General features: G+C 66.1%; 23 protein-coding genes and 1 tRNA gene. 11 read left to right on the forward strand and 13 right to left on the reverse strand.

Annotated features, from left to right (window positions below):
• Positions 1-28: 28 nt before the first annotated feature.
• A complete protein-coding gene (locus tag B9N43_RS05770; RefSeq protein WP_145841364.1) occupies positions 29-586 on the reverse strand; it encodes a hypothetical protein in 558 nt (185 codons plus the stop codon).
• A 207-nt stretch (positions 587-793) separates the two neighbouring features.
• Here B9N43_RS05770 and B9N43_RS05775 point away from each other — a divergent pair, with 207 nt between their 5' ends.
• From B9N43_RS05775 to B9N43_RS05795, 5 genes are all read left to right on the forward strand, one after another.
• Positions 794-1252, forward strand: coding sequence for a hypothetical protein (locus tag B9N43_RS05775; protein ID WP_145841365.1), 459 nt, complete (start codon positions 794-796; stop codon positions 1250-1252).
• A 10-nt stretch (positions 1253-1262) separates the two neighbouring features.
• Positions 1263-1742 carry a hypothetical protein gene (locus tag B9N43_RS05780; protein ID WP_222428820.1) on the forward strand — a complete coding sequence of 160 codons (480 nt, stop codon included), beginning with the start codon at positions 1263-1265 and terminating at the stop codon, positions 1740-1742.
• A gap of 107 nt (positions 1743-1849) precedes the next feature.
• Entirely contained in the window at positions 1850-4537 is a 2688-nt protein-coding gene (locus tag B9N43_RS05785; RefSeq protein ID WP_145841366.1) for a cation-translocating P-type ATPase, read from the forward strand.
• Positions 4530-4955 (forward strand): YbaN family protein, encoded by a 426-nt coding sequence (locus B9N43_RS05790; protein ID WP_145841367.1) that lies wholly within the window; start codon positions 4530-4532, stop codon positions 4953-4955. Before B9N43_RS05785 ends, B9N43_RS05790 begins: the two co-directional genes overlap by 8 nt.
• A 13-nt stretch (positions 4956-4968) precedes the next feature.
• Positions 4969-5463: a carboxymuconolactone decarboxylase family protein gene (locus B9N43_RS05795; protein ID WP_145841368.1), complete on the forward strand. Its 495-nt coding sequence runs from the start codon at positions 4969-4971 to the stop codon at positions 5461-5463.
• Positions 5464-5486: 23 nt separating this feature from the next.
• On the opposite strand, the gene B9N43_RS05800 is transcribed toward B9N43_RS05795, so the two are convergent.
• From B9N43_RS05800 to B9N43_RS05810, 3 genes are all read right to left on the reverse strand, one after another.
• A complete protein-coding gene (locus B9N43_RS05800) occupies positions 5487-6812 on the reverse strand; it encodes a hemolysin family protein (protein WP_145841369.1) in 1326 nt (441 codons plus the stop codon).
• A gap of 490 nt (positions 6813-7302) precedes the next feature.
• Positions 7303-8001, reverse strand: a complete 699-nt coding sequence (locus B9N43_RS05805; RefSeq protein WP_145841370.1) for a TetR/AcrR family transcriptional regulator — start codon at positions 7999-8001, stop codon at positions 7303-7305.
• Positions 8002-8076: 75 nt separating this feature from the next.
• Positions 8077-8781, reverse strand: a complete 705-nt coding sequence (locus tag B9N43_RS05810; RefSeq protein WP_186453994.1) for a TetR/AcrR family transcriptional regulator — start codon at positions 8779-8781, stop codon at positions 8077-8079.
• 246 nt (positions 8782-9027) lie between these two features.
• Between B9N43_RS05810 and B9N43_RS05815 the strand changes: the two genes are divergently transcribed.
• Entirely contained in the window at positions 9028-9618 is a 591-nt protein-coding gene (locus tag B9N43_RS05815) for a TetR/AcrR family transcriptional regulator (RefSeq protein WP_186453995.1), read from the forward strand.
• A 54-nt stretch (positions 9619-9672) separates the two neighbouring features.
• On the opposite strand, the gene B9N43_RS05820 is transcribed toward B9N43_RS05815, so the two are convergent.
• Positions 9673-10044, reverse strand: coding sequence for a hypothetical protein (locus B9N43_RS05820; protein ID WP_145841373.1), 372 nt, complete (start codon positions 10042-10044; stop codon positions 9673-9675).
• Positions 10045-10093: 49 nt separating this feature from the next.
• Positions 10094-11584, reverse strand: a complete 1491-nt coding sequence (locus B9N43_RS05825) for an aldehyde dehydrogenase family protein (RefSeq protein WP_222428821.1) — start codon at positions 11582-11584, stop codon at positions 10094-10096.
• A 373-nt stretch (positions 11585-11957) separates the two neighbouring features.
• Here B9N43_RS05825 and B9N43_RS05830 point away from each other — a divergent pair, with 373 nt between their 5' ends.
• Positions 11958-14396, forward strand: a complete 2439-nt coding sequence (locus tag B9N43_RS05830) for a TonB-dependent receptor (protein WP_145841375.1) — start codon at positions 11958-11960, stop codon at positions 14394-14396.
• Positions 14397-14558: 162 nt separating this feature from the next.
• Here the strand turns inward: B9N43_RS05830 and B9N43_RS05835 are convergent, their stop codons facing one another.
• The 7 genes from B9N43_RS05835 to B9N43_RS05865 form a co-directional block, all read right to left on the reverse strand.
• A complete protein-coding gene (locus tag B9N43_RS05835) occupies positions 14559-15677 on the reverse strand; it encodes a phosphotransferase family protein (RefSeq protein WP_145841376.1) in 1119 nt (372 codons plus the stop codon).
• Positions 15678-15693: 16 nt separating this feature from the next.
• On the reverse strand, positions 15694-16479 hold the full coding sequence (locus tag B9N43_RS05840; RefSeq protein WP_145841377.1) for an SDR family NAD(P)-dependent oxidoreductase: 786 nt from the start codon (positions 16477-16479) through the stop codon (positions 15694-15696).
• Positions 16480-16826: 347 nt separating this feature from the next.
• A tRNA-Met gene (locus B9N43_RS05845) sits at positions 16827-16903 on the reverse strand.
• A gap of 218 nt (positions 16904-17121) precedes the next feature.
• Positions 17122-18399, reverse strand: a complete 1278-nt coding sequence (locus B9N43_RS05850; RefSeq protein WP_145841378.1) for a sulfotransferase family protein — start codon at positions 18397-18399, stop codon at positions 17122-17124.
• A 31-nt stretch (positions 18400-18430) separates the two neighbouring features.
• On the reverse strand, positions 18431-19120 hold the full coding sequence (locus B9N43_RS05855) for a TetR/AcrR family transcriptional regulator (RefSeq protein ID WP_145841379.1): 690 nt from the start codon (positions 19118-19120) through the stop codon (positions 18431-18433).
• A gap of 3 nt (positions 19121-19123) precedes the next feature.
• Entirely contained in the window at positions 19124-19882 is a 759-nt protein-coding gene (locus tag B9N43_RS05860) for an SDR family NAD(P)-dependent oxidoreductase (RefSeq protein WP_145841380.1), read from the reverse strand.
• A gap of 20 nt (positions 19883-19902) precedes the next feature.
• On the reverse strand, positions 19903-21171 hold the full coding sequence (locus tag B9N43_RS05865) for an alkyl sulfatase dimerization domain-containing protein (RefSeq protein ID WP_145841381.1): 1269 nt from the start codon (positions 21169-21171) through the stop codon (positions 19903-19905).
• A gap of 139 nt (positions 21172-21310) precedes the next feature.
• Here B9N43_RS05865 and B9N43_RS05870 point away from each other — a divergent pair, with 139 nt between their 5' ends.
• Genes B9N43_RS05870 through B9N43_RS05885 form a run of 4 tightly spaced genes read left to right on the forward strand, consistent with a single transcriptional unit; the run spans position 21311 to position 23830 of the window.
• A complete protein-coding gene (locus tag B9N43_RS05870; protein ID WP_186453996.1) occupies positions 21311-22345 on the forward strand; it encodes a zinc-dependent alcohol dehydrogenase in 1035 nt (344 codons plus the stop codon).
• Complete coding sequence (locus tag B9N43_RS05875) at positions 22342-22791, forward strand: carboxymuconolactone decarboxylase family protein (RefSeq protein WP_145841383.1); 450 nt, start codon at positions 22342-22344, stop codon at positions 22789-22791. The genes B9N43_RS05870 and B9N43_RS05875 overlap by 4 nt, the downstream gene beginning before the upstream one ends.
• Before the next feature lie 12 nt (positions 22792-22803).
• The gene (locus B9N43_RS05880; protein WP_145841384.1) at positions 22804-23325 is read left to right on the forward strand and encodes a carboxymuconolactone decarboxylase family protein; all 522 of its coding nucleotides are present in this window, start codon (positions 22804-22806) and stop codon (positions 23323-23325) included.
• 43 nt (positions 23326-23368) lie between these two features.
• A complete protein-coding gene (locus B9N43_RS05885) occupies positions 23369-23830 on the forward strand; it encodes a VOC family protein (protein ID WP_145841385.1) in 462 nt (153 codons plus the stop codon).
• Positions 23831-23844: the final 14 nt, after the last annotated feature.

Below are 23844 nucleotides of genomic sequence, written 5' to 3' on the forward strand. Positions count from 1 at the left end.
CCGGCGGCTTCGCCCGCGCCCCCGAGCACTACCTCAGCGCGCCGCCAATCCCTTCGCCCAGCCCCTGCAAGGGGCCCAGGGGATTGTGGCTCCGTTCCATCTCATGCAGCGCGGGCTGGCCGCTCCATTGCTTGAACACCACCAGCCCATCCACCAGGATGACCAGGGCGACGAAGCGCCAACCGACAATCTCGGTCTCCCGGCTGAAATTCAGGAAATCCGCCCAGAAACCACCGATACGCTTGCGCTTGACCCGGCTTTGCTCGATCTGGTAGCCGATGCAGCGGTCCTGGGCCAGGATGCATTCCCGGACGCCCCTGGGCTGCGCATCCAACGGCAGGCTCGCGCTGGGCAGCACCGCGTGGGCCACCTGGGAATAGTTGAGAATCTGCACATTGGCCTTCTTGCCGGGGTCGAAGCCGAGCCCTTGCAGATCCTCCGCCCCGCTCCGATAGGGCTCGATCCGATCGAACGCCGCCTTGGCTTCGTTGAACCCTCCCCAGACGTCGTCCACCTGCCTGCCGCCCTCGGGCAACAGGCTGCGGCAACCGGTCAGTAACAGCAGGAGCAGGCACAGTCTTTTCATCGATCCACCCCCTGGAGGCATGGGCAGACGCCGAACGCCGGCGCGTCTCCACAGCATACCAGCCCACCGGGACGGGACAAGAAGCCGCCGCGGACGGCCGCCACCACGGTTACATCGGCAACGTGAGCTTACAAAGCGACGCGCAGCGGAGCGGGCAATCGGTTCAATATTCGCGACATGGTTTTTCCAATTCAGCGGAGGTGGATCATGAAAGCGAGCAGAGCGATTCCGCTCGCCCTGGCGGCGGCACTCCTCGGCCTGGCGCTGCCGGCCCAGGCCGACAGGCACCACGGTGGCGGACGCGGCGGCGGCTGGCGCGGCGACATCGCCCATTTCCCGCGCCACGACCTGCAGCACTGGCGCGGCGGAAATTGGCGCCATGGCTGGCATGACGGCCATCTGGGCTGGTGGTGGGTGGTGGCGGGCGCCTGGTATTTCTATCCTCAGCCGATCAGGCCCTATCCCGACCCCTACCGTCCCCCGGTGGTCCTGGTACCCGCCGAGCCCGAGGTTCCGCCCGTGGCGACCACCCAGCCGGTGCCGCAGGTCTGGTACTACTGCGAGTCGGCGCGGGCGTATTACCCCTACGTCGCCAGTTGCCCGACCGGCTGGAAGGCGGTGCCGGCGACACCGCCGGGCGTGGCGGACGTTCCGCCGCAGCGCTAGGAGCCGAATCATGGACCCCATGAAGCACGTCGCGCTGGCGAGCCTGGCGCTCCTTCTCGCCGCCTGCGCCACGGCGCCCGTCGGACCGCGCGTCGCGGTGATGCCGGCGCCGGGCAAGCCCTTCGAGGTCTTCGTCGAGGAAGACCGCATCTGCCGCCAATGGGCGGATCAATCCCTGGGCGTGGACGCCACCGACGCGGCCAACCGGGCCTGGGTGGGCACGACCGCGGTCGGCACGGCCGTCGGCGCGGTGGCGGGCGCGGCCGTCGGCGGCCGCGACAGCGCCGGCGCCGGCGCGGCGATGGGCACGGTGATGGGCGCCGCCGCCGGTTCGGACCGCTCGGCGGCGACCTCCTACGATCTGCAGCGGCGCTACGACATCGCCTATCAGCAATGCATGTACGCCAAGGGCAACCAGATACCCGGCTACCGCACCCAGCCGGCGGCGGGTACCGCCGCGCCTCCGCCGCCTCCACCGCCGCCCCGTTGAAGGCGCGGGCGCGGATGGCGGCCCGCTGAGGCGGGTACGGAGCGGGGCCGGCGTATCATGCGTGCTGCCCCGCGCGTCGTGGGGTACGCGAGAATTCCGCCCGCCCAATGACATCCTCCCGTTCCGACATACCGGCGTTCGCCCTGTCCACGACCGAGGTGCTGCAGCGCCTGGCCACGGACGGCAAACAGGGGCTCGATGCCGCTGAAGCCGCCGCCCGTCTCCTGCGCCACGGCCCCAACCGCCTCGCCGAGACCGCGCCGCGCCCGGCCTGGCTGAGGTTCCTCGACCAGTTCAAGAGCCTGCTGATCCTGCTGCTGCTCGGCGCGGCGGTCCTGGCCGGCGCGGTGGGCGACCTGAAGGACACGCTGGTCATCGCCAGCGTGGTGCTGCTGAACGCCGCCCTCGGCTTCGTCCAGGAGTACCGCGCCGAAGCCGCCCTGGCGGCGCTGAAGAACATGCTGGCGCCGGTGGCCCGGGTGCGGCGCGGCGGCGGAACCCGGGAAGTGGATGCGGCGAGCCTGGTGCCCGGCGACCTGCTGCTGCTGGAGGCCGGCGACCGGATTCCGGCCGACGCCCGGGTGCTCGCCGCCCACGGCGCCGAGGCGGCGGAAGCGGCCCTCACCGGCGAATCGCAGACCGTCGCCAAGACCGCCGATATCGCGGCCGCCGACACACCCCTGGCCGAACGCGGCAACATGCTCTACATGAACACGGTGCTCACCCGCGGCCGCATCGAGGCCGTGGTCGTCGCCACCGGCATGGACACCGAGATGGGGCGCCTGGCGGGCCTTTTGACCGCCACCGCCGAATCCGCCACGCCCCTGCAACGCCAGCTCGACCACCTGGGCAAGCGCCTGGCCGCCATCGCCGGCGGCGTGGTGGGCCTGATCTTCCTGCTCGGCCTGGCCCGGGGCGACGACCTGGTGGCGACGACGATGACCGCCATCGCCCTCGCCGTGGCCGCCATTCCCGAGGGCCTGCCGGCGGTGGTCACCGTCACCCTGGCGCTGGGAATGCGCCGCATGGCCCAGCGCCACGCGGTGGTCAAGAAACTCGCCGCGGTGGAGACCCTGGGCTGCACCACGGTGATCTGCTCGGACAAGACCGGCACCCTGACCGTCAACCAGATGACCGCCCGGCGCCTGTTCTACCAGGGCCGCGACTTCGCCGTCACCGGCGAGGGTTACCGGACCGAAGGCGCGATCGGCGCGGCCGACGGTGGCGCCGATCCGGACTTCCGTCCGCTGCTCGTCCCCGCCGCCCTCTGCGCCGATGCCCGGCTGCGCGACGGCCAACTGATCGGCGACCCCACCGAGGGCGCCCTGCTCGCCCTGGCGGCCAAGGGCGGAATCGCCGCCGGTGAAGCCGCCGCCCGGAGCGTACGCATCGCCGAGATTCCCTTCGACGCCGCCCACAAGTTCATGGCCACCTTCCACCGCGACGGCGAGCGGGTGCGGGTCTGGCTCAAGGGCGCGCCGGACGTGCTGCTGGCCCGCGCCGGCCGCTACCTGGACGCCGGCGGCGCGGCGCCGCTGGACCCGGCCGCGAGGAACCGCTTCGAGGCCGCCAACGCGGCGCTGGCCGGGCAGGCGATGCGGGTGCTGGCCCTGGCCGGACGCGAGATCCCGGCGCGGGAGTTCGACGCGGCTGGCGGACCGGAAGGCGACCTGATGGCCTGGACCGACGACCTGACGCTGCTCGGCCTGGTCGGCATCATCGACCCGCCCCGGCCCGAGGTCCGCGACGCCATCCGCAGCTGCCAGGCCGCCGGCATCGCGGTGAAGATGATCACCGGCGACCATCCGGCCACCGCCGCCGCCATCGCGCGCGACCTGGGCCTGGCGGGCGAAATCCACGAGGGCCGCGAACTGGATGCGCTGAACGACGCCGAACTGGCCGATCTGGTGCTGGAGAGCGCCGCGCTGGCGCGGGTCGCGCCGGAGCACAAGATGCGCATCGTCGCCGCCCTCAAGGCGCGGGGCCACGTGGTGGCGATGACCGGCGACGGCGTCAACGACGCGCCGGCCCTGAAGGCGGCCGACATCGGCGTGGCGATGGGCGTCACCGGCACCGCCGTCGCCCAGGAGGCCGCGACCCTGGTGCTCACCGACGACAACTTCGCCAGCATCGTCGGCGCGGTGCGCGACGGCCGGGCGATTTACGACAACATCGTCAAGTTCGTGCGCTTCCAGCTTTCCACCAACATCGGCGCGATCCTGACGGTGCTGGGCGCGCCCCTGTTCGGCCTGCCCACGCCGTTCACCGCGATCCAGATCCTCTGGGTGAACATCATCATGGACGGTCCGCCGGCGATGACCCTGGGCATCGAGCCGGCCCGGCCGGACATCATGACGCGGCCGCCGCGCCCGACCGGGACCGCGATCCTGACCGGCCGGCGCCTGCTGCTGCTGGGCCTGTTCGGCCTGGCGATGGCGGCCGGCACCCTGGCGGCCTATGCCTGGGGCCTGCGCCAGGACGGCCACGCCTACGCCGCGACGCTGGCCTTCACCACCTTCGTGCTGTTCCAGTTCTTCAACATCTTCAACGCCCGCGCCGAGGACGGCAGCGCCTTCAATCGCCAGTTCTTCAGCAACGGCAAGCTCTGGCTGGCGCTGGCCGGGATACTGCTTTCACAGGCCATGGCGGTCCATTGGCCGCCGGCCCAGGCAGTTTTCGACACCGTCGCGCTGCGTCCGCAGGACTGGCTGCTGGCGCTGGCCGTCGCCGCCAGCGTGCTGCTGCTGGAAGAGGCGCGCAAACTGGCGGGAAAGGCGCTGCGCCGCGATGGATAGCCCCCAACTTCACGATTCGCGGCTGGTGCGCTGGCTCTACCTGGGCGCCGGCACCGTCGCCCTGCTGCTGGGCCTGATCGGCGCCTTGCTGCCGGTGCTGCCCACCACGCCTTTCGTGCTGCTGGCGGCGGCCTGCTTCGCCCGCGGCTCGATCCATATCCACGACTGGCTGCTGCGCAATCGCCTGGCCGGGCCCATCATCCGCGAGTGGCAGGAATACCGCGCCATGGACCGGCGCGTCAAGCGCTGGGCCTTCCTGCTGATGGGAGTATCCTTCACGGGCTCCATCCTGATGATGCCCTCGTCCTGGCATCGCCTGATGCTGTTGGGCCTGGCCATCGTGGCCGGCATCACCCTGTGGCGGGTGCCGGTGCGCCCTCTGGAGCAGCCCGAAGCCCCGAAGCGACAAGACACTTGAAGGAGGAATCCGGATGCCAAGAATCGAAGTGGAAGACACCGTCGACGACTGGCTCATGTTGAATCCCGCCCTGGGAAAGGGTCTCTCTGTCCTGGGCCAGGCGGTCTACACCGCCAGCGGACTGCCCCTGCGCATCCTCGAGGCCGCCCGTATGCGCATCGCCATCGCCAATGACTGCCATACCTGCCGCAATGCCCGCCAGGCACGGGCCACCGAATGCGGACTCGACCAGGATTTCTACGCCCATATTCTGGAATGGCGCAGCTGGCCCGGCTTCAACGCACGGGAGAGACTGGCCATCGAATATGCCGAGCGTTTCACCCAAGATCACCTCGGTCTGGCCGGCGATGATGATTTCTGGCAAAGGCTGCGCCGCCAGTTCACTGACGTGGAAATCAGCAGTCTGGCGGTATGTTGTTCCCTCTGGCTGGGCGCGGGCCGTACGGCGCGGGTCCTGGATGTGGGGCAGACTTGTCAGCTCACCCTGGAGTCCGTGACACCCTGCTGATCGGTTCAGTTGGCTGTTTCACGCTAACCGGGCCGTGTGTCCGCGTCGGCTTCGGGCGCGGCTTCCGAAATACGGCTCGCCAGCACTTTGTCGATGCGCTTGCCGTCCAGGTCCACCACCTCCAGGCGCCAGTTGTCCCAGATCGCCACGTCGGCGGTCTGCGGCAGCCGCCCCAGGAGCCACATGATCAATCCGCTCAGGGTGTGATAGCGGCCCTTGTCCTCGTCCGGCACCGTCTTCAGGCCGAGCCGGTCCTTGAATTCGGGGATCGGAATCAGACCGTCGAGCAGCCAGGAGCCGTCGGCCCGCTGCACGGCCCAGGAGTCCTCCTGGTTGCGCGGCTTGAACTCGCCGGTCACCGCCTCCAGCAAATCCTGCAGCGTCACCAGGCCCTGGACCTCGCCATATTCGTCGATCACCAGCACCAGCTGGGTGCCGGACGCGCGGAAATGCGCCAGCAGATCCATGCCGGTCAGCGACTCCGGCACGAACACCCCCGGATGCAGGCGGGTGGCCAGATCGACCTTGCCGTCGCGCAGCGTCTGATTCAGCAACTGCTTGGCGTTGATCACCCCCAGCACGTCGTCGAGGCCGCCGCGGCAGACCGGAAAACGGGAATGCTCGGTCGTCGAAATGCGCTTCAGGTTTTCCTCCAGCGGCAGATCCAGGTCCAGATAGACGATGTCGGCACGGGGAATCATCAAGGAGGTGATCTGCCGCTCGTCCAGGCGGAACACGTTGCGCACCATCTGGTGCTCCTCCTGCTCGATCACGCCGGATTCGGAGCCTTCTTCCAGCATGGCGTGGATTTCCTCCTCGGTCACGCCGGCGTTGTCCTGCTGATGCTTGCCCAGCAGGCGCAGGATGGTGTCGGTGGACACCGACAGCAGGCGCACGAAAGGCCGCGTGGCCGTCGCCAGCGCCTGCATCGGCCGCGCCACCAGCCGGGCGGTGTCCTCGGGATTGAACTGCCCCAGGCGCTTGGGCACCAGCTCGCCGATGACGATGGAAATGTAGGTGATCACCACCACCACCAGGCCGGTGGCGACCAGACCACTAGCCTCCTGGTCCAGCCCCAGGTTCAGGGACAGCAGCCAGTGGGACAGGGGTTTGGCCAGCACCGCCTCGCCGACGATGCCGTTCAGGATGCCGATCGAGGTGATGCCGATCTGGATGGTGGACAGGAAACGGGTCGGCTGCTCGCCGAGCCGGATCGCCACTTCCGCGCCCTTGTCGCCCTCCTCGGCCCGCTTCATCAGCCGTGCGCGGCGCGCGGTCACCAGCGCGATCTCCGACATGGCGAAAAGGCCGTTGAGAAAAATCAGGGCGATCAGTAACAGGATTTCCATGGGTGTCCGGGCCGGCGCTGCCTGAAGCGATCAGGCAGCCCGCCGTTGCTTGGGGTAATGCCGGGATTATCCCAACTTTCATGGGGAAAAGAAGGCTCGCCCCCCCTTCGCCCCCCTCCGGGGGGTTCGATATGGCTCGCTGCGCTCGGGTGTTTGGGGGAGCGTTGTGGGGGCACCGATAGGTTGCGGCTGCCGCCGCGTGCCGCTTTTCCTTGGGGCGGCCCGGCGGAAAAGCTCTGTCGGTATCGTGGACTCACCCCCTTCGCCCCCCGCCGGGGGGTTCGATATGGCTCGCTGCGCTCGGGTGTTTGGGGGGGCTTCGTGGGGGCATCGATGCGTTGCGGCTTCGCCGCGTGCCGCTTTTCCTTGCGGCGGCGCGGCGGAAAAGCTTTGTCGAGGGAGCGCGGAGGTTCTGCCAAGACGAGGAGGATTTTCGCCGTGCCCGGCGTGTCGCCGTGGTTTGCTTGGACGGCCGAAATCGGCTCCCCATTCAGCGTCGCGGGTCGGTCGCCTCGTTGCCGCCCGGCCCCATGTCCTTGCCATCGACAATGGCCATGAGGAGCCGCATCATCACCTGGGGCAGGCGCGGGGAATCAAGCAGTTCGGGCTGCTCGGCCGTCATGCGGCGCAGCATGGCCGGCACGCCCCGCGCCAGCAGGTAGGCGGCCAGATTCAGATCCGCTTCCTTCACGTCGGCGGCGCGCTTCTCCAGGGAGTGCCGCGTATCGAGCACCGGAGTTTCGACGTCCGGCCCCCGGTCGTCGGCGGACGGGTCGCCGACATGCCGCAGCACCTGGAAATGCTCCACATAGCGGCGATAGAAATCGCCGCCCAAGGCCAGCATGCGCCGCTCGCTCTGGATCAGGCGGGCATTGGCCTCGGCGAGGAAGTCCGGCAACGGCAAGCCCCGAATCTCATTGAAGAATCCTTGCATCGCCGCGGACTCGTTGCGCACTTCTTCCTCCACCAGCCGGGCGATGATGGCTTCCCGATTGGGGAAGTATTGATAGAGGGATCCCACGCCGACACCGGAACGATCGGCCACCCGGCGCGTGGTGATCGCCGCGATGCCTTCTTCATGGAGGATTTTCCTGGCCGCACCGACGATGTACGCCACCGTCGCATGGGAGCGCTTCTGGCTGGGGATCTTTCTGGGCTGGGGCGGCGGAAGGCCGGAAGAGCTGGGCATTGCGGAAATCTCGCTCGGAAATCATCTGCGCCGCGGGGACGCTTCCGTCCCCTTGCGGCATGCGGCGGGGCTGGATCAAGACCGGTCGGTCGCCGCCTCCGGCAACGTGCAGTCGACGATCGCCAGCATCATCCGCTCGATGACGGCGGTAAACGATGGCGACTGGACCAGTTCCGGCCGTTCCTCGACCACGGTGTTGATGGTGTTGCGAATCACCCGCGACAGCAAGAACGCCGCGAGTTCGACATCCGCCTCGCCGACCTGCGCCGGATGATCGGCGAGCATCGAGTGGAGGACGCTTTCGAATCCCGTGAGCCGCTCCTTGCTGGCCGCTCCGTTGACCTGCGGATCATAGGCGCCGCAATGGAAGAAGCGCGCATAGCGGGAATGGAAGCCATCCCCGAATTGCAGCAGGATCCGGTCGTTGGCGACGGCATACTCCGCGATCGCCTTGAACAATTCCGGCATCGACTTTTCCTGGGACGCCACCAACTCGGGCGCCATCTCCTCCTGGCGCCGCTGCATGAGGCGGTTGGCCAACTGGATGATGATGGCGTCGCGATTGGGAAAATAGTCGTAGAGCGTGCTGAGTCCCACGCCGGCACGCAGCGCCACGCGCCGCGTGGTGACGGCGGCGACGCCGCCGTCACGCAGCAACTGCTCGGCCGCCTCCAGGATGACGTCGAGCGTGAATTTGGACCTCGACTGGCGGGGCAGCTTCTTCTGGTTCGGCGGCCGGCCGAGGCGAGCGCCGGCCGGCCGCAATTTCTGAGTGTGCAAGGGAGTCCTCCTGTCTGGGTTCTGTCGGGAAGCGGGGACGCCGCAATCAACCGGGAAGGCCCAGCGGCCAAGACCACCCACCACCACCCCACCCCGGATGAAGCGGATCGAGTTTAAGTAGGAATAACGGCGGCGCCCCGTGAGGACGATCGGATATATTTACAACTTTGGTGGGAATGTAAAGATAATCGCCCCGCGACACGGGGCATGGCATTCGACCCCGTGCCCCGATCCGGAGGAGCGAAGTTGGCGCAGCACAAAAAAAAGGGACGACTCACGCACCAGCTTCTGCTCGACGTGGCGGAAACGTTGTTTCTCGACCGGGGCTACGAAGCCACGACGGTGGTGGACATCGTCCAGGCCTCCGGTCTGTCGCGGGTCACGTTCTATGCAAATTTTGCCAGTAAACACGCAGTGCTCAGAGAGCTTGCAGTCAACGTCTGGGACAACAGTGCCACCAGCTATGCAGAATTTGCCAAATTGCCCGACTGGTCCGAAGCCAGCATCGGCAAGTGGCTGGACTGGGTGCTGGACCGATTCACCCGCCACCTGCGCATCATCGAGGTATTGATGGCCACGCTGCACGACGATCTGATCTCGCAGAACGAATTGCGCAAGAAGCGCAACATCGCCGCCCTGATGGGCGCGCCCGAGCGGTGGGGCCATCTGTCGGCGGGCGAGGCCGAACGGCGGGCGCTGCTGCTGATCCTTCAGCTCGAGACCGCCTTCATGGAGTGGTGCGCCGGGCGCTGGAAAATCGATCGCGCGTCATTGATCCGGACCATGACCAACGTCTGGCTGGCGACGCTGCGCGCACCGAACCGGGCCGAGCGCTGAATCCACTCGGCGCCGCGGACCAGGCCCCCAACCCTTGCCCGGCCCCCGCGAAGGTCAGGCGCCGGCCGCGCAATAGCCCGACAGCAGCAGCAGGGAAAAAACGCCGTCCACCACCGTGCCCCCCAGGGCCTGCCGGCCTTGCGGCCTGTCGATGATCAGGCCGACGATCTTGCCCAGCGTGATGCCGCCGAACGCCAGGCCCGCCATGAGATAGGCTTCCGGCGTCCGCAGGACGAGGGCCGCCGTGCCCAGGGTCAGCCAGAGGCCGCCGAAAAGCGCCCGCAGTTCCATGACGCCCAGCCCGCCCTGAGGGGACAGGCCGGTCTGCTCCCCCATCACGCGCGGCCGCAGAAAGCCGAATACGCCAAGCGCGACGGCCGCCACCGCGCCGACCAGCGGCGCAATCGTTGTCAATGCATATGCCATGGTTTGCTCCAGGTTGGAAACACGAATCGGCTGCGATGGGCGATGAGCACTACTGGAAGTAGCGGCCGAGGGCGGAGCCCCAGAAAAACTTGATGGCCTTGCGCAGACCGTCGACGTGCTTCGCCGTGTAGGGATAGGCGCCGCTCGGTTTGGCGTTGCCGAAGCGGTTGGCGACCACCGGCATCATGTGGCAGTAGTTCAGCAGGCCGTCGGCGCCGTTGCCGCGGCCGATGCCGCTGGCCTTGCGCCCGCCGAAGGGCGCCTCCTGCAAGCCGTAGGTGAGCGCCATGTCGTTCACGCTGACCGAGCCGGTTTCCATGCGGCAGGCCAGATCGAAGGCCTTTCGTTCGTTCCGCGACCAGACGTTGCCGGCCAGGCCGTTGGGGGAGTCGTTGGCGACGGCCAGCGCCTCCTCCTCGTCCGCCACCTTGCGGATCGCGACGACGGGTCCGAAGGTCTCCTCGCGCATGACCAGCATGTCGGCCGTGCAGTCGGCCAGCACCGTCGGTTCGAAGTACAGCCCCGGCAGGTTGGGATTGCGGCGACCGCCGGCAAGGAGCCGGGCGCCCTTGGCGATGGCGTCCTCGACGTGGCGTTCGACGATGGTCAGCTGCCGGTCCATGATGATCGGTCCCACGTCCTCTTCCGCTCCGAACGCCGCCCCTTGCCGCAGCGTCCGGCATTGCGCGGCGACGCGCTCGGTCAGGGCGTCGTAGATGCCGGGCGTGGCCAGGATCCGCTGGGTGCCGATGCAGACCTGGCCGGCGTTCATGCACGACCCCATCAGGGCGCCGGCGGCGGCGTGGTCCACGTCGGCGTCGTCGCAGACGATCATCGCGTCCGTGCCGCCCAGCTCCAGGGCGCACGGAATCAGCAGGCGCCCGCACATTTCCCCGATCTTGCGGCCCGTGGCGGTGCTGCCGGTGAAGGAAATCTTGTCGACCCCGGACTCCACCAGGGCCGCGCCGGTCAGCCCGTCGCCGGTGACGACCTGGAGCAGGCCGTCGGGAAAGCCGCCGTCGCGGAACACCTTTTCCACCATCAGGGTGGACGCCGGCGTGACTTCGGAGCCCTTGAGCAGGACGGCATTGCCCGCCAGCAACGCCTGGACGGTATAGCCCATCGACAGCACGAAGGGACCGTTCCAGGGCGTGATGACGCCGATGACGCCCAAGGGGCGGGGCACCAGGGTCACTTTCTTCATCAGCGCCATCGGCCCATGCAGCGGCACGCGCCGCGGCTTCATGACCTTCTCCGCCCGGCGGCTGTAATAGCTCATCGAGTCCAGCGTGGAATAGACCTCCATGCCCAAGGCTTCGGCCAGGCATTTCCCCGTTTCCCGGATCACCACCGCGACGATCTCGTCCTGGGCCTTCAGTATCTGGTCGCGGACCTTCAGCATCGCCTTGGCCCGCTCGGCGACGGGAACCTCCGCCCATTTCCGTTGCGCGGCCCGCGCCTTGGCCAGCGCGCGGGCGATGTCGTCCGCGTCGGCGCATTCGTATTCTCCGAGGGGCGTGAAATCCGCCGGGCTTTTCACGGAAAAGCGTCTCCGGGCGCCGGCAGGGGTGTTCAAGAATTCCACGATTGCCATATCGATTGCTCCGCTTGGGTTTCTCAGGGTCAATGTTGCAGATTACCAACACAAAACCGGCATCAAGAATACGAACCGGGAAAGCTGGAACCGCTGCCGACTAGTAAAAGAAATCAATGAATTAAATCCGTATTTTTGCCGCGCCACGAATATCCGCCCTCCTGTCGGGGTTTGCGGCGCCATTTGGGGTTTGATTCGGGCATTCGCTTGGGCTTAGTCTTCACGCGGGTTTTCTGCGACACCGCCGACAGACGACGGTTCGCAATTGCAGCGCCGAATGAGTTGATTGCAAAAACGCATAACAAAGGAGGAAAGCTCGATGCATATGACCGGAAATACTCTCGTTTGCAAGGCCCGCAGGACGCCGCTGTATCTGGCGCTGGCGGGCATCATGGTGGCGGGCGCGGCGACGACGGCGCAAGGCGCCGAAAAGACGCAGCTGGAGGAAGTCATCGTCACCGCCCAGAAACGGGCCGAGAATCTACAGGAAGTTCCCATTTCCCTCCAGGTGGTCAGTGCCTCCATGCTGGAGAAAAATGCCGTCGTCAGCCTCCTCGACATGAAGGACATGGTTCCCGGCATGGTCATTCGCCGCTATCCGGGCCAGGAAGACACGATGTATCCGTCGATCCGGGGCATTCTGCCCAACCAGGCGGTGATCTCCGTCCCCACCCCGCTCGTGGTCCAGATCGACGGCGTTGCCGCCGCCAGCCTGACCGGACTCAACACGGCGGCCTCCGACATCGAGCGCATCGAAATCCTGAAAGGCCCCCAGGGCGTGATGGCCGGCCGGAACGCAACCGGCGGCGCAATCAACATCACGACCGCCAAGCCCGACCTCAACGACTTCATGTTCCGCCAGCAGCTCACCTGGGCGCAATGGGGGAAATTCTTTTCCAAGACGGTCGTCAACGTGCCCTTCTCGGACACCTTCGCCGCCAAGATCGCCTATGTGAACAGCTCGCAGGACCGCGACCCCTCCGGCGTTCGCAACTCGGCGCCCGGCGGCTACAAATTCGGCGAGCGCGACAGCGAAACCTGGCGCCTGGACCTGCGCTGGAAGCCCACCAACAATCTGACCGTCGATTACGGCTACGAGAACGCCACCACCAAGGCTCTGCCGACGCAGTTGCAGTGCATCTACCCGTGGCCGGCACTCAGCTACTACTCGGTGGCGAATCCGGCCACCGAATGCGGCACCAGCTACAAGTCCGCTCTGTATGCCCCCTACGCCTTGCCGAAAACCGACATCAAGGCCGATAGCCATACCCTGAACCTGGAGTGGACCGTCTCTCCGACGATGACCCTCCGCTCGATCACCGGCTATCGCAAGCTGGACGCGGCCGAAAACGTCCAACGCGGCGCCGGGGTGGATGCGATCGGCTACTACGCCGCGTCGTTCCCGCTGAACATCCTCATCGTTCCGGGCATCTCGCCGGCGGGCGTCACCAGTACGCCGTTCAACGGTGGCGTGAATCTGAGCCGAACGGATCAAAAAGCCTGGTCCCAGGAATTCCAGCTTCTCGGCGAAGCGAGCAAGAACCTGAAATACGTCGCGGGACTCTATTTTTCCGAGGACAAGGGAAAACAAAACGTCGGCATCACCGCGAGCTGGTACGTCCCCAACGTGAGCAACTCCGGGACCGATCTGATTCTTGCCTCGGGCAACGACTTCACCGTGAAGAACACCTCCAAGGCGGTCTTCGGCCAGATTTCCTGGCGGCCCGACATGTTCGACAACAAGCTGGAGATCGTTCCCGGCATTCGCTATACCCGCGACCACCGCGAAGCGACGGCGAACAACCAGATCGGTCCCTTCTACAGCATCATGGACATTCCGTTCGTCGGCAACAATGTTCTCGTCAATGTCCTGCCAGCCATCATCGACGCGCGCAACATGAGCGGAAGCCACAGCTTCTCGAACACCTCGCCCAGCCTGGCCTTCAACTACTTCTTCGCCCAGGACCTGATGGGTTACCTGAAGTACAGCAGGGCCTACACGACGGGGGGCTTCGATCCCATGGCGGACGGCCAGGCCAACTTTTCCAGGGGTTTCGAGCCGGAGAAGGTCAAGAGCATCGAACTGGGGATGAAGGCCGAATTCCTGGACAGGCGGCTGCGGACCAACGTCGCCGTGTTCCAGACCAAGTTCACCAACGAGCAGAAAACCGTGCCGATGCCGACCGCTCCGGGCATGGCACCGAATTGGATGGTGCAGAATGCCGGCGGATCGGAATATCACGGGATCGACCTCGACATCACGGCCGCGCTCACCAACAATCTGCGCGTTTCATTCGATGCGTCGACGTTGCACCACAAATACACCAGCTATGAAATCGCCGGCGTCGATTACGCCTACGAAACCCGTTCGATCGTTCCCAAGCTGAGCTACTCCGCCAGCCTGGACTACCGGTTCCCGTCCATGGGACTGCCCGGACAGTTGAGCGGCAATCTCAGCGTGACCCATCAGGACAAATCGTCCACGCCGTTCACCTCGTCCAAGGTGGCCGAGACGATCGGCGGACCGTTCGACCCGACATCCATGACCTCGCCGGGCTATACGCTCTGGAATGGACGCCTCGCGCTGTCCCACATCAAGGTGGGCCCCGGCGGCAAGGGCGACCTGACGGTGGCTGTGTGGGGCAAGAACCTGGCCGACAAGAAATACATGTCCTTCCTCTCGATGAACGCCATCTCCTTCGCGTCCAACTGGGGTCCGCGCCGCACCATCGGCCTGGACGTGATCTACCAGTACTGAGTCGGATCAGCCCGGGGTCGTCCCTTCGCAGCCAGTCTCCCTCCTCGGCGCGATTCGACTCCGGGTTTCTTGCACTGCCCCACACTGTGGGGCAGTTTTTACCCGGCATCCAGGCACCGGAGGCGGCATGGCCGCCACCAGCGTGGACGTGGACGGGGCGATCTACGCCTGGCCGCAGCCCTGGCGCTCGTGATCCGCGAGCATCCGCTCGAAAAGGCTTCGCGATATGAGCAGGTCGTCGGGATCGTCGGGGCGCTGGGCTTCGCCGTAGGCGATCGAACGCAGTCCGGTGCGGATGCTCAGGATGGAAAAGCGTGCCGCGGCGAAGAGCTGGTACCAGCCGAGATCCTGGAGCGTGCGCCCCGAAGTCTGCTCATAGACGCGCACCACGTCCTCGGGTCGCATGAAATCGGGCAGGCCTGGATAGCCGAAGCGCTCCGCCATGTCCTGGAACATGCGATGGAAGAACACCATCCAGCCGACATCGACTTCGGCCGGACCGACCCCGGCCATTTCCCAGTCGAGGATCGCCACGGGGTCGAAACCCCGGTAAAGGATGTTGCCAATGCGCGCATCCCCCCAGGTCAGGACCGCATCGCGATTCTCGGGAAGCGTGCGCGCCAGGGCATCCAGCATGCGCTCGACCAGCGGATAGCGACCGCCCTCCCGCGCCCAGTCATAGAGCCAGCGCTGATAGGCGAACGCCTGTTCGAGGGGCGAGGCGCCCCAACGCTCCTGGTTGAAAAAACCGAGGTCGTGACGGTCGGCCGTGATGCGATGGATGCGCGCCAGCATCTCGACGCTCCGCTCCTGAAGGTGCCGCCGCTCAGCGGCCGAGGCCTCCAGCAACCAGCCGGTAAATATGTAGGGCGGATTGTCCAGTGGCGCGCGGCCTTCGATGAACGACATGACCATGAAGGGGGAGCCCACCCACGCCGGGTCCTGCTCGACCTGAAGAACGCGGGGGACCGGCGCATCGGTCTCGCGGCTCAGCAGGTCGATGCAGCGGCGCTGGAGTTCGAGATCATAGACAGGGAATGTTTGATAGGGGGAAGCCGGAAGCGGCGCCATGCGCGCCACGAAACGCTCCGCCCCCTGGCCCCGATCAAGGGAAAACAAGGCGGTCTCGTTCGCCATTCCGCCCTGCGGAATGTCAAGCGCGACGAGCGTGGCTCCCTTCAATTTCTCGGCGCACCACGCGATGAGTCCGGTACGGATGGATTCCGGATTCCGGCGCCATGGCGTCAACGAGCCTTCCGCCGCAACGAAGTTGTGCTCCATGAGGAAGACCGCCTATTCAGTGATTGCCCCGCCCGTTGGCCTTTTCCATGATCCACCAAAGCAGGCCGGGAAAGAAACGGCGCATGCGCACCATGAATGCCGCCTCTCCGGGACGAACCACCCACTGCCTTTTTTCGAGCGCGGCCTCGACGGCGTCGATCACCATTTCCGGACTGGCCATGCGCCGGGAACTCTTGGCCTGCTTCAGGCTCTCCGGCCCCGTAGCGAGCGCCTGGTCAATCAAGGGCGTATCCACCAGCGGCGGACAGACCAGGAGGAAGCGAATCGGGCTGTTGCGATTCTCGCGGACCAGCACCTCCGCGAAAGTGTTGGTCGCCGACTTGGTGGCGCAATAGGCCCCGAGATTATGGGTCAGGACGTCACCGGCCATGGACCCATACAGGACGATGTCGCCGTGGCCGCGCGCCTCCATCAGCGGCATCAGGGTCTTGGTCAGATTAACCGTGCCGCCATAATTGACCGTCATGATCTTGACAATGGTCTCGGCGCTCATGTCGCGCAGCGACTGCCCCGGCATGATGGCGGCGCAATGCACCAGCCGGTCAACGGGGCCGAGGGTCTGTTCGACGTCGGCGACCACGCGGCGCACTTGCTCCAGATCGCTCACGTCGCAGTGAAATGCATGGATGTTTTCCGATTCGGCCGCGGTCTCCGCCAGCGCCTTGTCATTCAAATCCAGGATCGCCACCCGCGCCCCTTGCCTTGCCAAGCGGAGGGCCGTCACCCGCCCCATGCCACTCGCCCCTCCCGTGACTAGCGCCACCTTGCCCATAAAAGCCATGCCATGTCCTCGATCGCCAATTACAAAATTTTTTGCCAGCGCATCTTATTCGATATGCCCGCCATTGCCCGCGATCCAATCACGCGGATATAGCAACATGATTCTTATATGTTTTTATCGAAAACCCGGATTAACTCCGGACTCCGCTGGCGGAGGGGAATCCCATGGCTTCGAGGCATGGAACAGACGGCCAAATCGGGCAGAGGTCTTCATGGCCGGCACGTGGCGCCGGAAGGCGGGAAACCGTTCGCAGGCCAGCCGTTGGCCAAATTGGGACCATAGCGATTCCAAGGCCCTTAAAGCGAAAAAGCCAAGAACCGCTGAGTTCTTGGCTTTTTCGCTGGATCTGGTTGCGGGGGCAGGATTTGAACCTGCGACCTTCGGGTTATGAGCCCGACGAGCTGCCAGACTGCTCCACCCCGCGTCTGGAAGCTGCGCATTATACATAAGTTTTCCGGGCAGATCGAACGTCCCCTGAAAATGTTGCGCACTTCGTCTCCGCCAGGCCGGATCAGGACGAATAGCTAAAGGCTCGCGCGCCCTTCGGGAGGTTCGTGTTCGTGGTGGCGCCGAGGGGTTGCGGTGGCGCCGCGGACCGCTTTTCCTCTCGTGGGAACGCCAAGGGGAGGTCGGTCATTGTGTTTACTTCACTTCGGCCCGCACCGGAAAACGGTCGAAGTAAAAACGGAAACGCTCCCGCAGTTCATCCGGGGCCACGCCGAAATCCCGCTTCAGGTTGTAGATCACCTTGCCCTCCTTGCCGCGCGGATGGTCGGCGACATAGCGATCCAGCCGCGCCTGGGCGACGGGCGTCAGCTCCAGGCCGGCCGTGGCATACACCTGCGCCACGGTGCCCATTTCGTCGGCCATGAAGGTATGGAAGAAGGAATCGAAGCTGTGCTCGGGCGCGAACAGGTGCCGGTCGCGCACGCAGGCGCGCAGCAGATGCTCGATGCGGTCGGTCCAGTAGCGGATCAGCGCACCGGTGGCGACATGGCGGCGGTTGATGCGCTGGCTGTAGGCCTGCATGGTGACGGAGGACTGGATCACCGCCACCGGGTCGCGATGGGTGATGACCACGGTGGCGTCGGGGAATACCTTTTTCAGCACCGGCAACTGCTCCAGGTGCTGCGGGCATTTCAGCACCCAGCGCTTTTCGGGTTCGCCGGACTGCCCCGCCCGGCTGCGCCGCCACTGGAGCAGTTTGAGCACGTTCTTCATGTATTCGTAATGGGGCGTCTGGTCGCTGGCGTAGTAGTGGTCGCGCCAGCGCGGCGACATGGTCAGCCACTCGAAATTGTAGGAGGCGAAGTCCGGTCCCATCAGCTCCAGTTCCTCGTGGATGTGGTCCGGTTCCATCGGATGCATCGCGGCGATGAAGGGCGTGGTGGCCTGCATCCTGGCCCACGCCGCGGCGCAGCGTTGGTAGCGGGGATCGGTGCCGTCGGCCAGCGGGCCCTCGCCGGGCAGCGGTACGGGTTCGTAGGACTCCCACAGCGGCAGGGAATGAAAACGGTCGTCGGCGGCCAGCAGATTGACCAGGTGGGTGGTGCCCGAGCGCGGCAGCCCCAGCACGATGACCGGACGCTCGATCTTCTGCCGCAGGATTTCCGGATGCCGCTTCAGGGTGTCATGGATCAGCAGCCGGTTGCTGGCATAACGCGCCAGATAGCCGTGCAGGGTGATCCGCGAGAGGGCGGTGATTTCGGGGTCGCCGTCCCATTCCTCGCGCAGCACCTTGAGCCGCGCGCGGAAATCGTCGGCGCCGAAATCGGACAGGCCGGTGCGCTCCATCGCCGCGCGCAAAATGTTTTCTTCGCTGAAATCGACCCGCACGCTCTCGCCCCAGGCCAGCGCCTCGCGCTGTGCCTGGGAGAGCCGGGGCCGGACGAGGTCGTCGATGCGGATTTCGTTGCTCATGATCGTCTTGAGAAGCGGTTATCGGAGGGGCTCACCAAGTCGAGACCGGTCCGGACAGCATGGCCACGGTCGCGTCCTCCAGGGTGTGCACGAAGAGTTCGGTGTCCACCACCGCCTCCGGATGTTCCACGGCATCGAGCATCCGCGAGTGATCGGCCAGGCCATGGAACAGCAGCACCCCCGCCAGCATGGTGCGCTGTTTCAACACGGCAGGCGGCAGCGGGTATTCGGCCATCGCATTCTCGATGACCCGCGTCAGACGATCGGAGAGCGGCACCTTGAACGGCGAGGCGGCCAGCTGCTGGGAGGCCAGGGTGTGGGTGGCGACCAGTTGGGCATTGATGCGGATGAAGTCCCGGCCGCCGTCGGCATCGAGCAGTTTTTCCGCCACCGGGTAGATCAGCGCCTTGACCACGTCGCGCAGCCCCAGGCGGCCCGCCTGCTCCAACTGGTCGAGCAGGGCATGGCGCCGGGCGGCGATGCCCGGCACGTGCTTGTCGATGATGGCCTGCAGCAGGGCCTCCTTGTTGCCGAAGTGATACTGGCATACCGCCGCGTTGCGCTGCCCCGCGGCCTTGCCGATTTCATTGAGGGTCACGCCGTCGACGCCGCGCTCGGCGAACAGGCGCTCGGCCACGGCGATCAGCTTGGCCCGGGTGGCGGCGCTGCGCGGCGTCAGGCGCTCCTGGACGGGGGCGTTGAAGGACATCACCTGCGCCATGATTCAGCCCACCACCGAATAGCCGCCGTCCACCGGCAGGGTCTGGCCGGTGACGAAACTCGCGGCGGCGCTGGTCAGGAACAGCACCGCGCCGGCGATGTCCGCCGGGTCGCCCATGCGCTTCAGCGGGGTGCGCGCCAGCACCGGGTCGCGCATCTCCGGCGTGGCCTCGAAGTGCTGCATCATGTTGCTGCGGATGAAGCCGGGGGCCACCGCATTCACCCGGATGCCGTCCCTGGCCCAGGCCAGCGCCAGGGTCTTGGTCATCTGCACGATGCCGGCCTTGGCCGCGCCGTAGCCGGGCACCGATTCCACGCCGAAATACGAGGTCATCGAGGCCATGCCGATGACGCTGGCCCCGCCCGGCAGGGCGCTCCTGGCCAGCTTGTCGTGACAGGCATGGGCCAGATGGTAGGGCGACAGCAGATTCGCCTGCACCGACTTGTCGAACCATTCGGGGATCGACTCGCCCCGTACGGCGAAATTGCAGCCGGCGTTGTTGATCAGGATGTCCAGTCGCGGCAGGGCGTCGGCCACCGCCTGGATCTGCGCATCGTCGGTGAGTTCCAGTTGCAGGTAGCGGTAGGCGGACAGATCGCCTTCGTAATCGGCCGCGCGGGGCCGGGTGCCGGTGATGACGACCTCGGCGCCGGCCGCCCGGTAGGCGGCGGCGATGCCGGCGCCGATGCCGTTGCTGCCGCCGGTCACCAGGACGTGGGCGCCCCGATAGTCGAACTGAAGATTGGGCCAGGTGCCGCTCATGGAAATGCCTCCGACAGGTTTCACGACCGCCGCAGGGCGGCTTCGAGTTTTTCGATCCGGGTCTTGAGCCACCCAGTTTCCCAGAAATTCACCGACCCCGAACGATCGAGAATGGCGCGATGACAGTCCAGCGCCAGTTGCAGCGCCCCGGCATCGGCGCCGTCCGCCGCCAGCGCCGCCTCGGCCAGCAGCAACGCGCCCTCGGCGTCGGCAGCCGCGAGCTTCCGCCGACCGCGCGCCACCACGGCGTCGATGCCGGCCAATTCGACAAGATCCGGATAGACCTCGCGCGGCTGGGTCGGATACAACTCGCTGGTGGCCTGGGCCTTGAACCAGCCCATATAGCTTTCCCAGATGGTGCGCACGGCCCAGCTGACCTTGCCGTAGCCCTGGCCGACATAGAGCTCGGGCGGCAACTGCACCTCCCGCATCAGGGTCCAGATGTCCTTGCCGGTATTCATGCCCTTCAGGGTTTCCCGGTGCACGTAGTCGACGGCGCCCTCCAGGCGGTCCAGGCAGGCGCGGATCAGTTCCTTGCCGACGATGGGTTCGAAATGGCCGGTGATCAGCAGTTCCGGCTCCAGGGCGCGGATGCGGCGCAGGGATTCCAAGTAGGGCTCGAACCAGCGGTACTTGTCGCCGCGGACGGTGTTGAAGTTGGGAAAATGGGGGAACAGGGGGCCGAAGACGTTGCCCGAGAACAGGATGCGGTGCTGGGGCAGCCAGACCACGCAGCTATCCACGGTTTCGCCGCCGGGCGTCGAGTACAGCTCGAAACGGGTGCCCCCCACTTCCAGCGCGTAGCGGTCGTCGAAGCTGATGTCGGCGGTCGGCACATCCTGGACGAAAGTCGGCCGCGGCGCGGCCTCCCCTTCGGCGGCGCGGGACAGCGCGCTCTTGAACCAGATCGAGGAATGGGATTCACGCACCGCCTTGATGCGCCGGTCATCCTGCTGGCAAGCCGCCAGGTTGCGCTGGGCGACCAGTTGGGTGCCCGGCTCGCGGAACAGGCTGACGCCGCCGACATGGTCCACGTGCCCCTGGGTCAGCAGGATGTACGGCGTGGGGCCGGGACAGACCGCGTCGAATACTTTCCTATGCACCGGCGACTCGAAGCCCATGCCGGTATTAATGACAACGCGCCCCGCCGGAGTGACCACCATGTAGGCATTGGACAGCCCCTGGGACATGTAGATGAAATCGTTGATGCGGGTCGCGCTTTCCTGCTGTGCAGGCCGATTCGAGAAAAAATCGGGGCGCTCGGCCACCAGTTTCTTGACAATATCCATTGATCCCCCACTGATCCCCAAAAGCATTCAAAGTTGCAGCCTCGAAACTTTTTAATGTTATTATTTTAAAAGTTCATTGTCAAAATCCTTACGCCGTCTTTGAATCAGGCTTGTCGAAATAGCGACTGGAGGAATGCTGGTGACCCGCCACAGACAACAACTCAGAATACATAGCCTCGACGATCTGCGGCTGGATACCGTACCGCTGCCGAACGTCGGCGCGGGCGATGTCCTGGTGCGGGTGGCGGTCTGCGGCATCTGCGGCAGCGATCTGGGCTATCTGGCCAAAGGCGGCACGCGCGGTCCGACCGGAACGCCGATGCCCCTCGGGCACGAGTTCTCCGGGGTGATCGACGAGGTCGGCGCACACGTCGCCGACCTGTGTCCGGGCATGCGCGTAGTGGTCAATCCGGACGACGACGGCATCGGCAACGGCGGCCCGGAAGGCGGTTTCTCGGAATGGGTGCTGGTGAAGAACGCACGGCTGGGCGGCAACATCCATCCGCTGCCGGATGCGCTGTCCTTCGAGCGGGCGGCGCTGGTCGAGCCGTTGTCCGTTTCACTCCACGGCGTGAACCGGGCCCGGGTGAAACCGGAGAGCAAGGTGGTCGTCTACGGCGCCGGCGTGATCGGACTGGGCGTCGTCGTCGGACTGCGCCGGCGCGGCGTGCGCGACATCGTCGTGGTGGACCTGCAGGATGCGCGGCTGGAAACGGCGCGGCGCCTGGGCGCCAGCGCCACCGTCAATCCGGCGCGGGAGGATCTGCAAGCCGCCTTGGGGCGGTTGCACGGCACCCGTCAGAAATACGGTTTTGCATCGGTCGCTACCGATGTCTTCATCGACGCCGCCGGCGCCGGCGGCCTGCTGCAACAGACGGTGGCCATGTGCGCCAGCGGCGCCCGCATCGTGGTGGTCGCCGTCTATCGCCAGCCCGTGGCCCTGGATCTGGTGATGGTGATGGCCAAAGAAATCGAACTCGCCGGCTCCATCGCCTATCCGGGCGACGAATTTCAGGAAGTGATCGGCATGCTGGCGCAGGGCGAGGTGGATGTCGACCCGCTGATCACCCATCGTTTCACGTTCAGCGCGGCATTGGCGGCCTTCGAGCAGGCCCGGGACGCCACCCGCGCGCTGAAGGTGATGGTCGAGATCGACACTGAGGAGGCACCATGACGTTCACCAGCATCACACTCGACCCCGGCGCCAGTCCGGAAATCGGCGCCGCCTACCGCGCCGTCTGGGAAGCGCTCTGGCGGCAGGGCCACCTGCCGCCCGCAGTCCTGGAACTGGCCCGGCTGCGGCTAGCCGCGCTGCACCAGGCGCGAGAGGAAATGGCGCTGCGCCCGCCATGGGCCGCCGAACTGGACGAGGCAAAAATCGCCGCGACCCTGGCCGGGCGCTGGCCCCGCGATCCGGCATTCGGCGCCGCCGAGCGCGCGGTCCTGGCGTTCGCCGAGGTCTATGCGCAGGATCCGGAGTCCATCGGCGACGAACTGGCCGCCGACGTCAAGGCCCATTTCGGCGAGGCCGGGCTGGTCTGCCTGGTGGAAGCACTCGGCTTCATCGACGGCAGGCTGCGCCTGACGCTGCTGTTCAACCATCTTGGCGCGACGCGCTGAAAGGAGACGATCATGACCCGCAAAGCCCGTGTCACCGCCCCCGCCGGCCAGAAGACCGGCCATGTGGTGCGCGACAGCGCCTTCGGCCTGGCATCCGATCTGCTGGACCCGGTGGTGGCGCTCACCAACCGGATCTGGTCGGCGAGCAGCGTCAATCCGGCGCTGATCGAGATGCTGCGCCTGCGCAACGCCCGCACCGTCAATTGCACGGTCTGCAAGGCCACGCGCTATGAGGAAGCGCGCCGCGACGGCATGACGGAGGAAAAGCTGGCCCAGGTGGCCGACGGCTACCAGGACAGCGACCTCAGCGAACGCGAAAAGCTGGCCCTCGAATTCGTCGACACATACCTGAAAGCCCCGGCCGGCGCCGGCCCGGAACTGCTGACGCGATTGCGGGGCCATTTCAGCGATCGCCAGATCGGCGACATGGCGGTCGCCCTGACCACCTTCCACGCGATGTCACGCTGCGCCGTCAGCCTCGGCGGAATGCCGGAAAGCCTGCCAGTCTTCAGCATGTCGGTGCCCCCGGCCTGACTCCTTTGCCCCTTCCCTTCTCGTCCACCCCGGGAACACAGCCATGAACACGTCCCCCCTGCCCCAGACCCTGCAAAACCTCGGTCTGCCTCCAGTCGACCAGATCGGTTTCGTGGTACGCGACCTGGACGCCGCCGTCGCCCTCTACGAGCCGGTATTCGGCCCCTTCTGGCGCATGGACGGCGCCGTCTCGGCCTGCGAGTTCCGCGGCCGCATCGCCGACGTCGACCTTCAGCTCGCCTTCGGCAAAAGCGGCGACCTGGAGATCGAGCTGATCCAGTGGGTCTCCGGCGAAAGCCCGCACAGCGAATTCATCCAGCGCGGCCGCGAAGGCATGCATCACCTGCGTTTCCGCGTCGCCGACGTCGATGCCTGGATCGCCAGGGTGGCGCCCATCGGCTATCGTCCGATCTGGTACAAACGCTACAGCGAAACGATCACCTTCGCCTATCTGGAGCGCGAAGGCGATCCGCTGATCATCGAGTTCCTGACACCCGGGGTCTGATTGCCCGGGCCGGG

Origin of the sequence: Denitratisoma sp. DHT3, assembly GCF_007833355.1 — a bacterium.
Classification (GTDB): Bacteria; Pseudomonadota; Gammaproteobacteria; order Burkholderiales; family Rhodocyclaceae; genus Denitratisoma.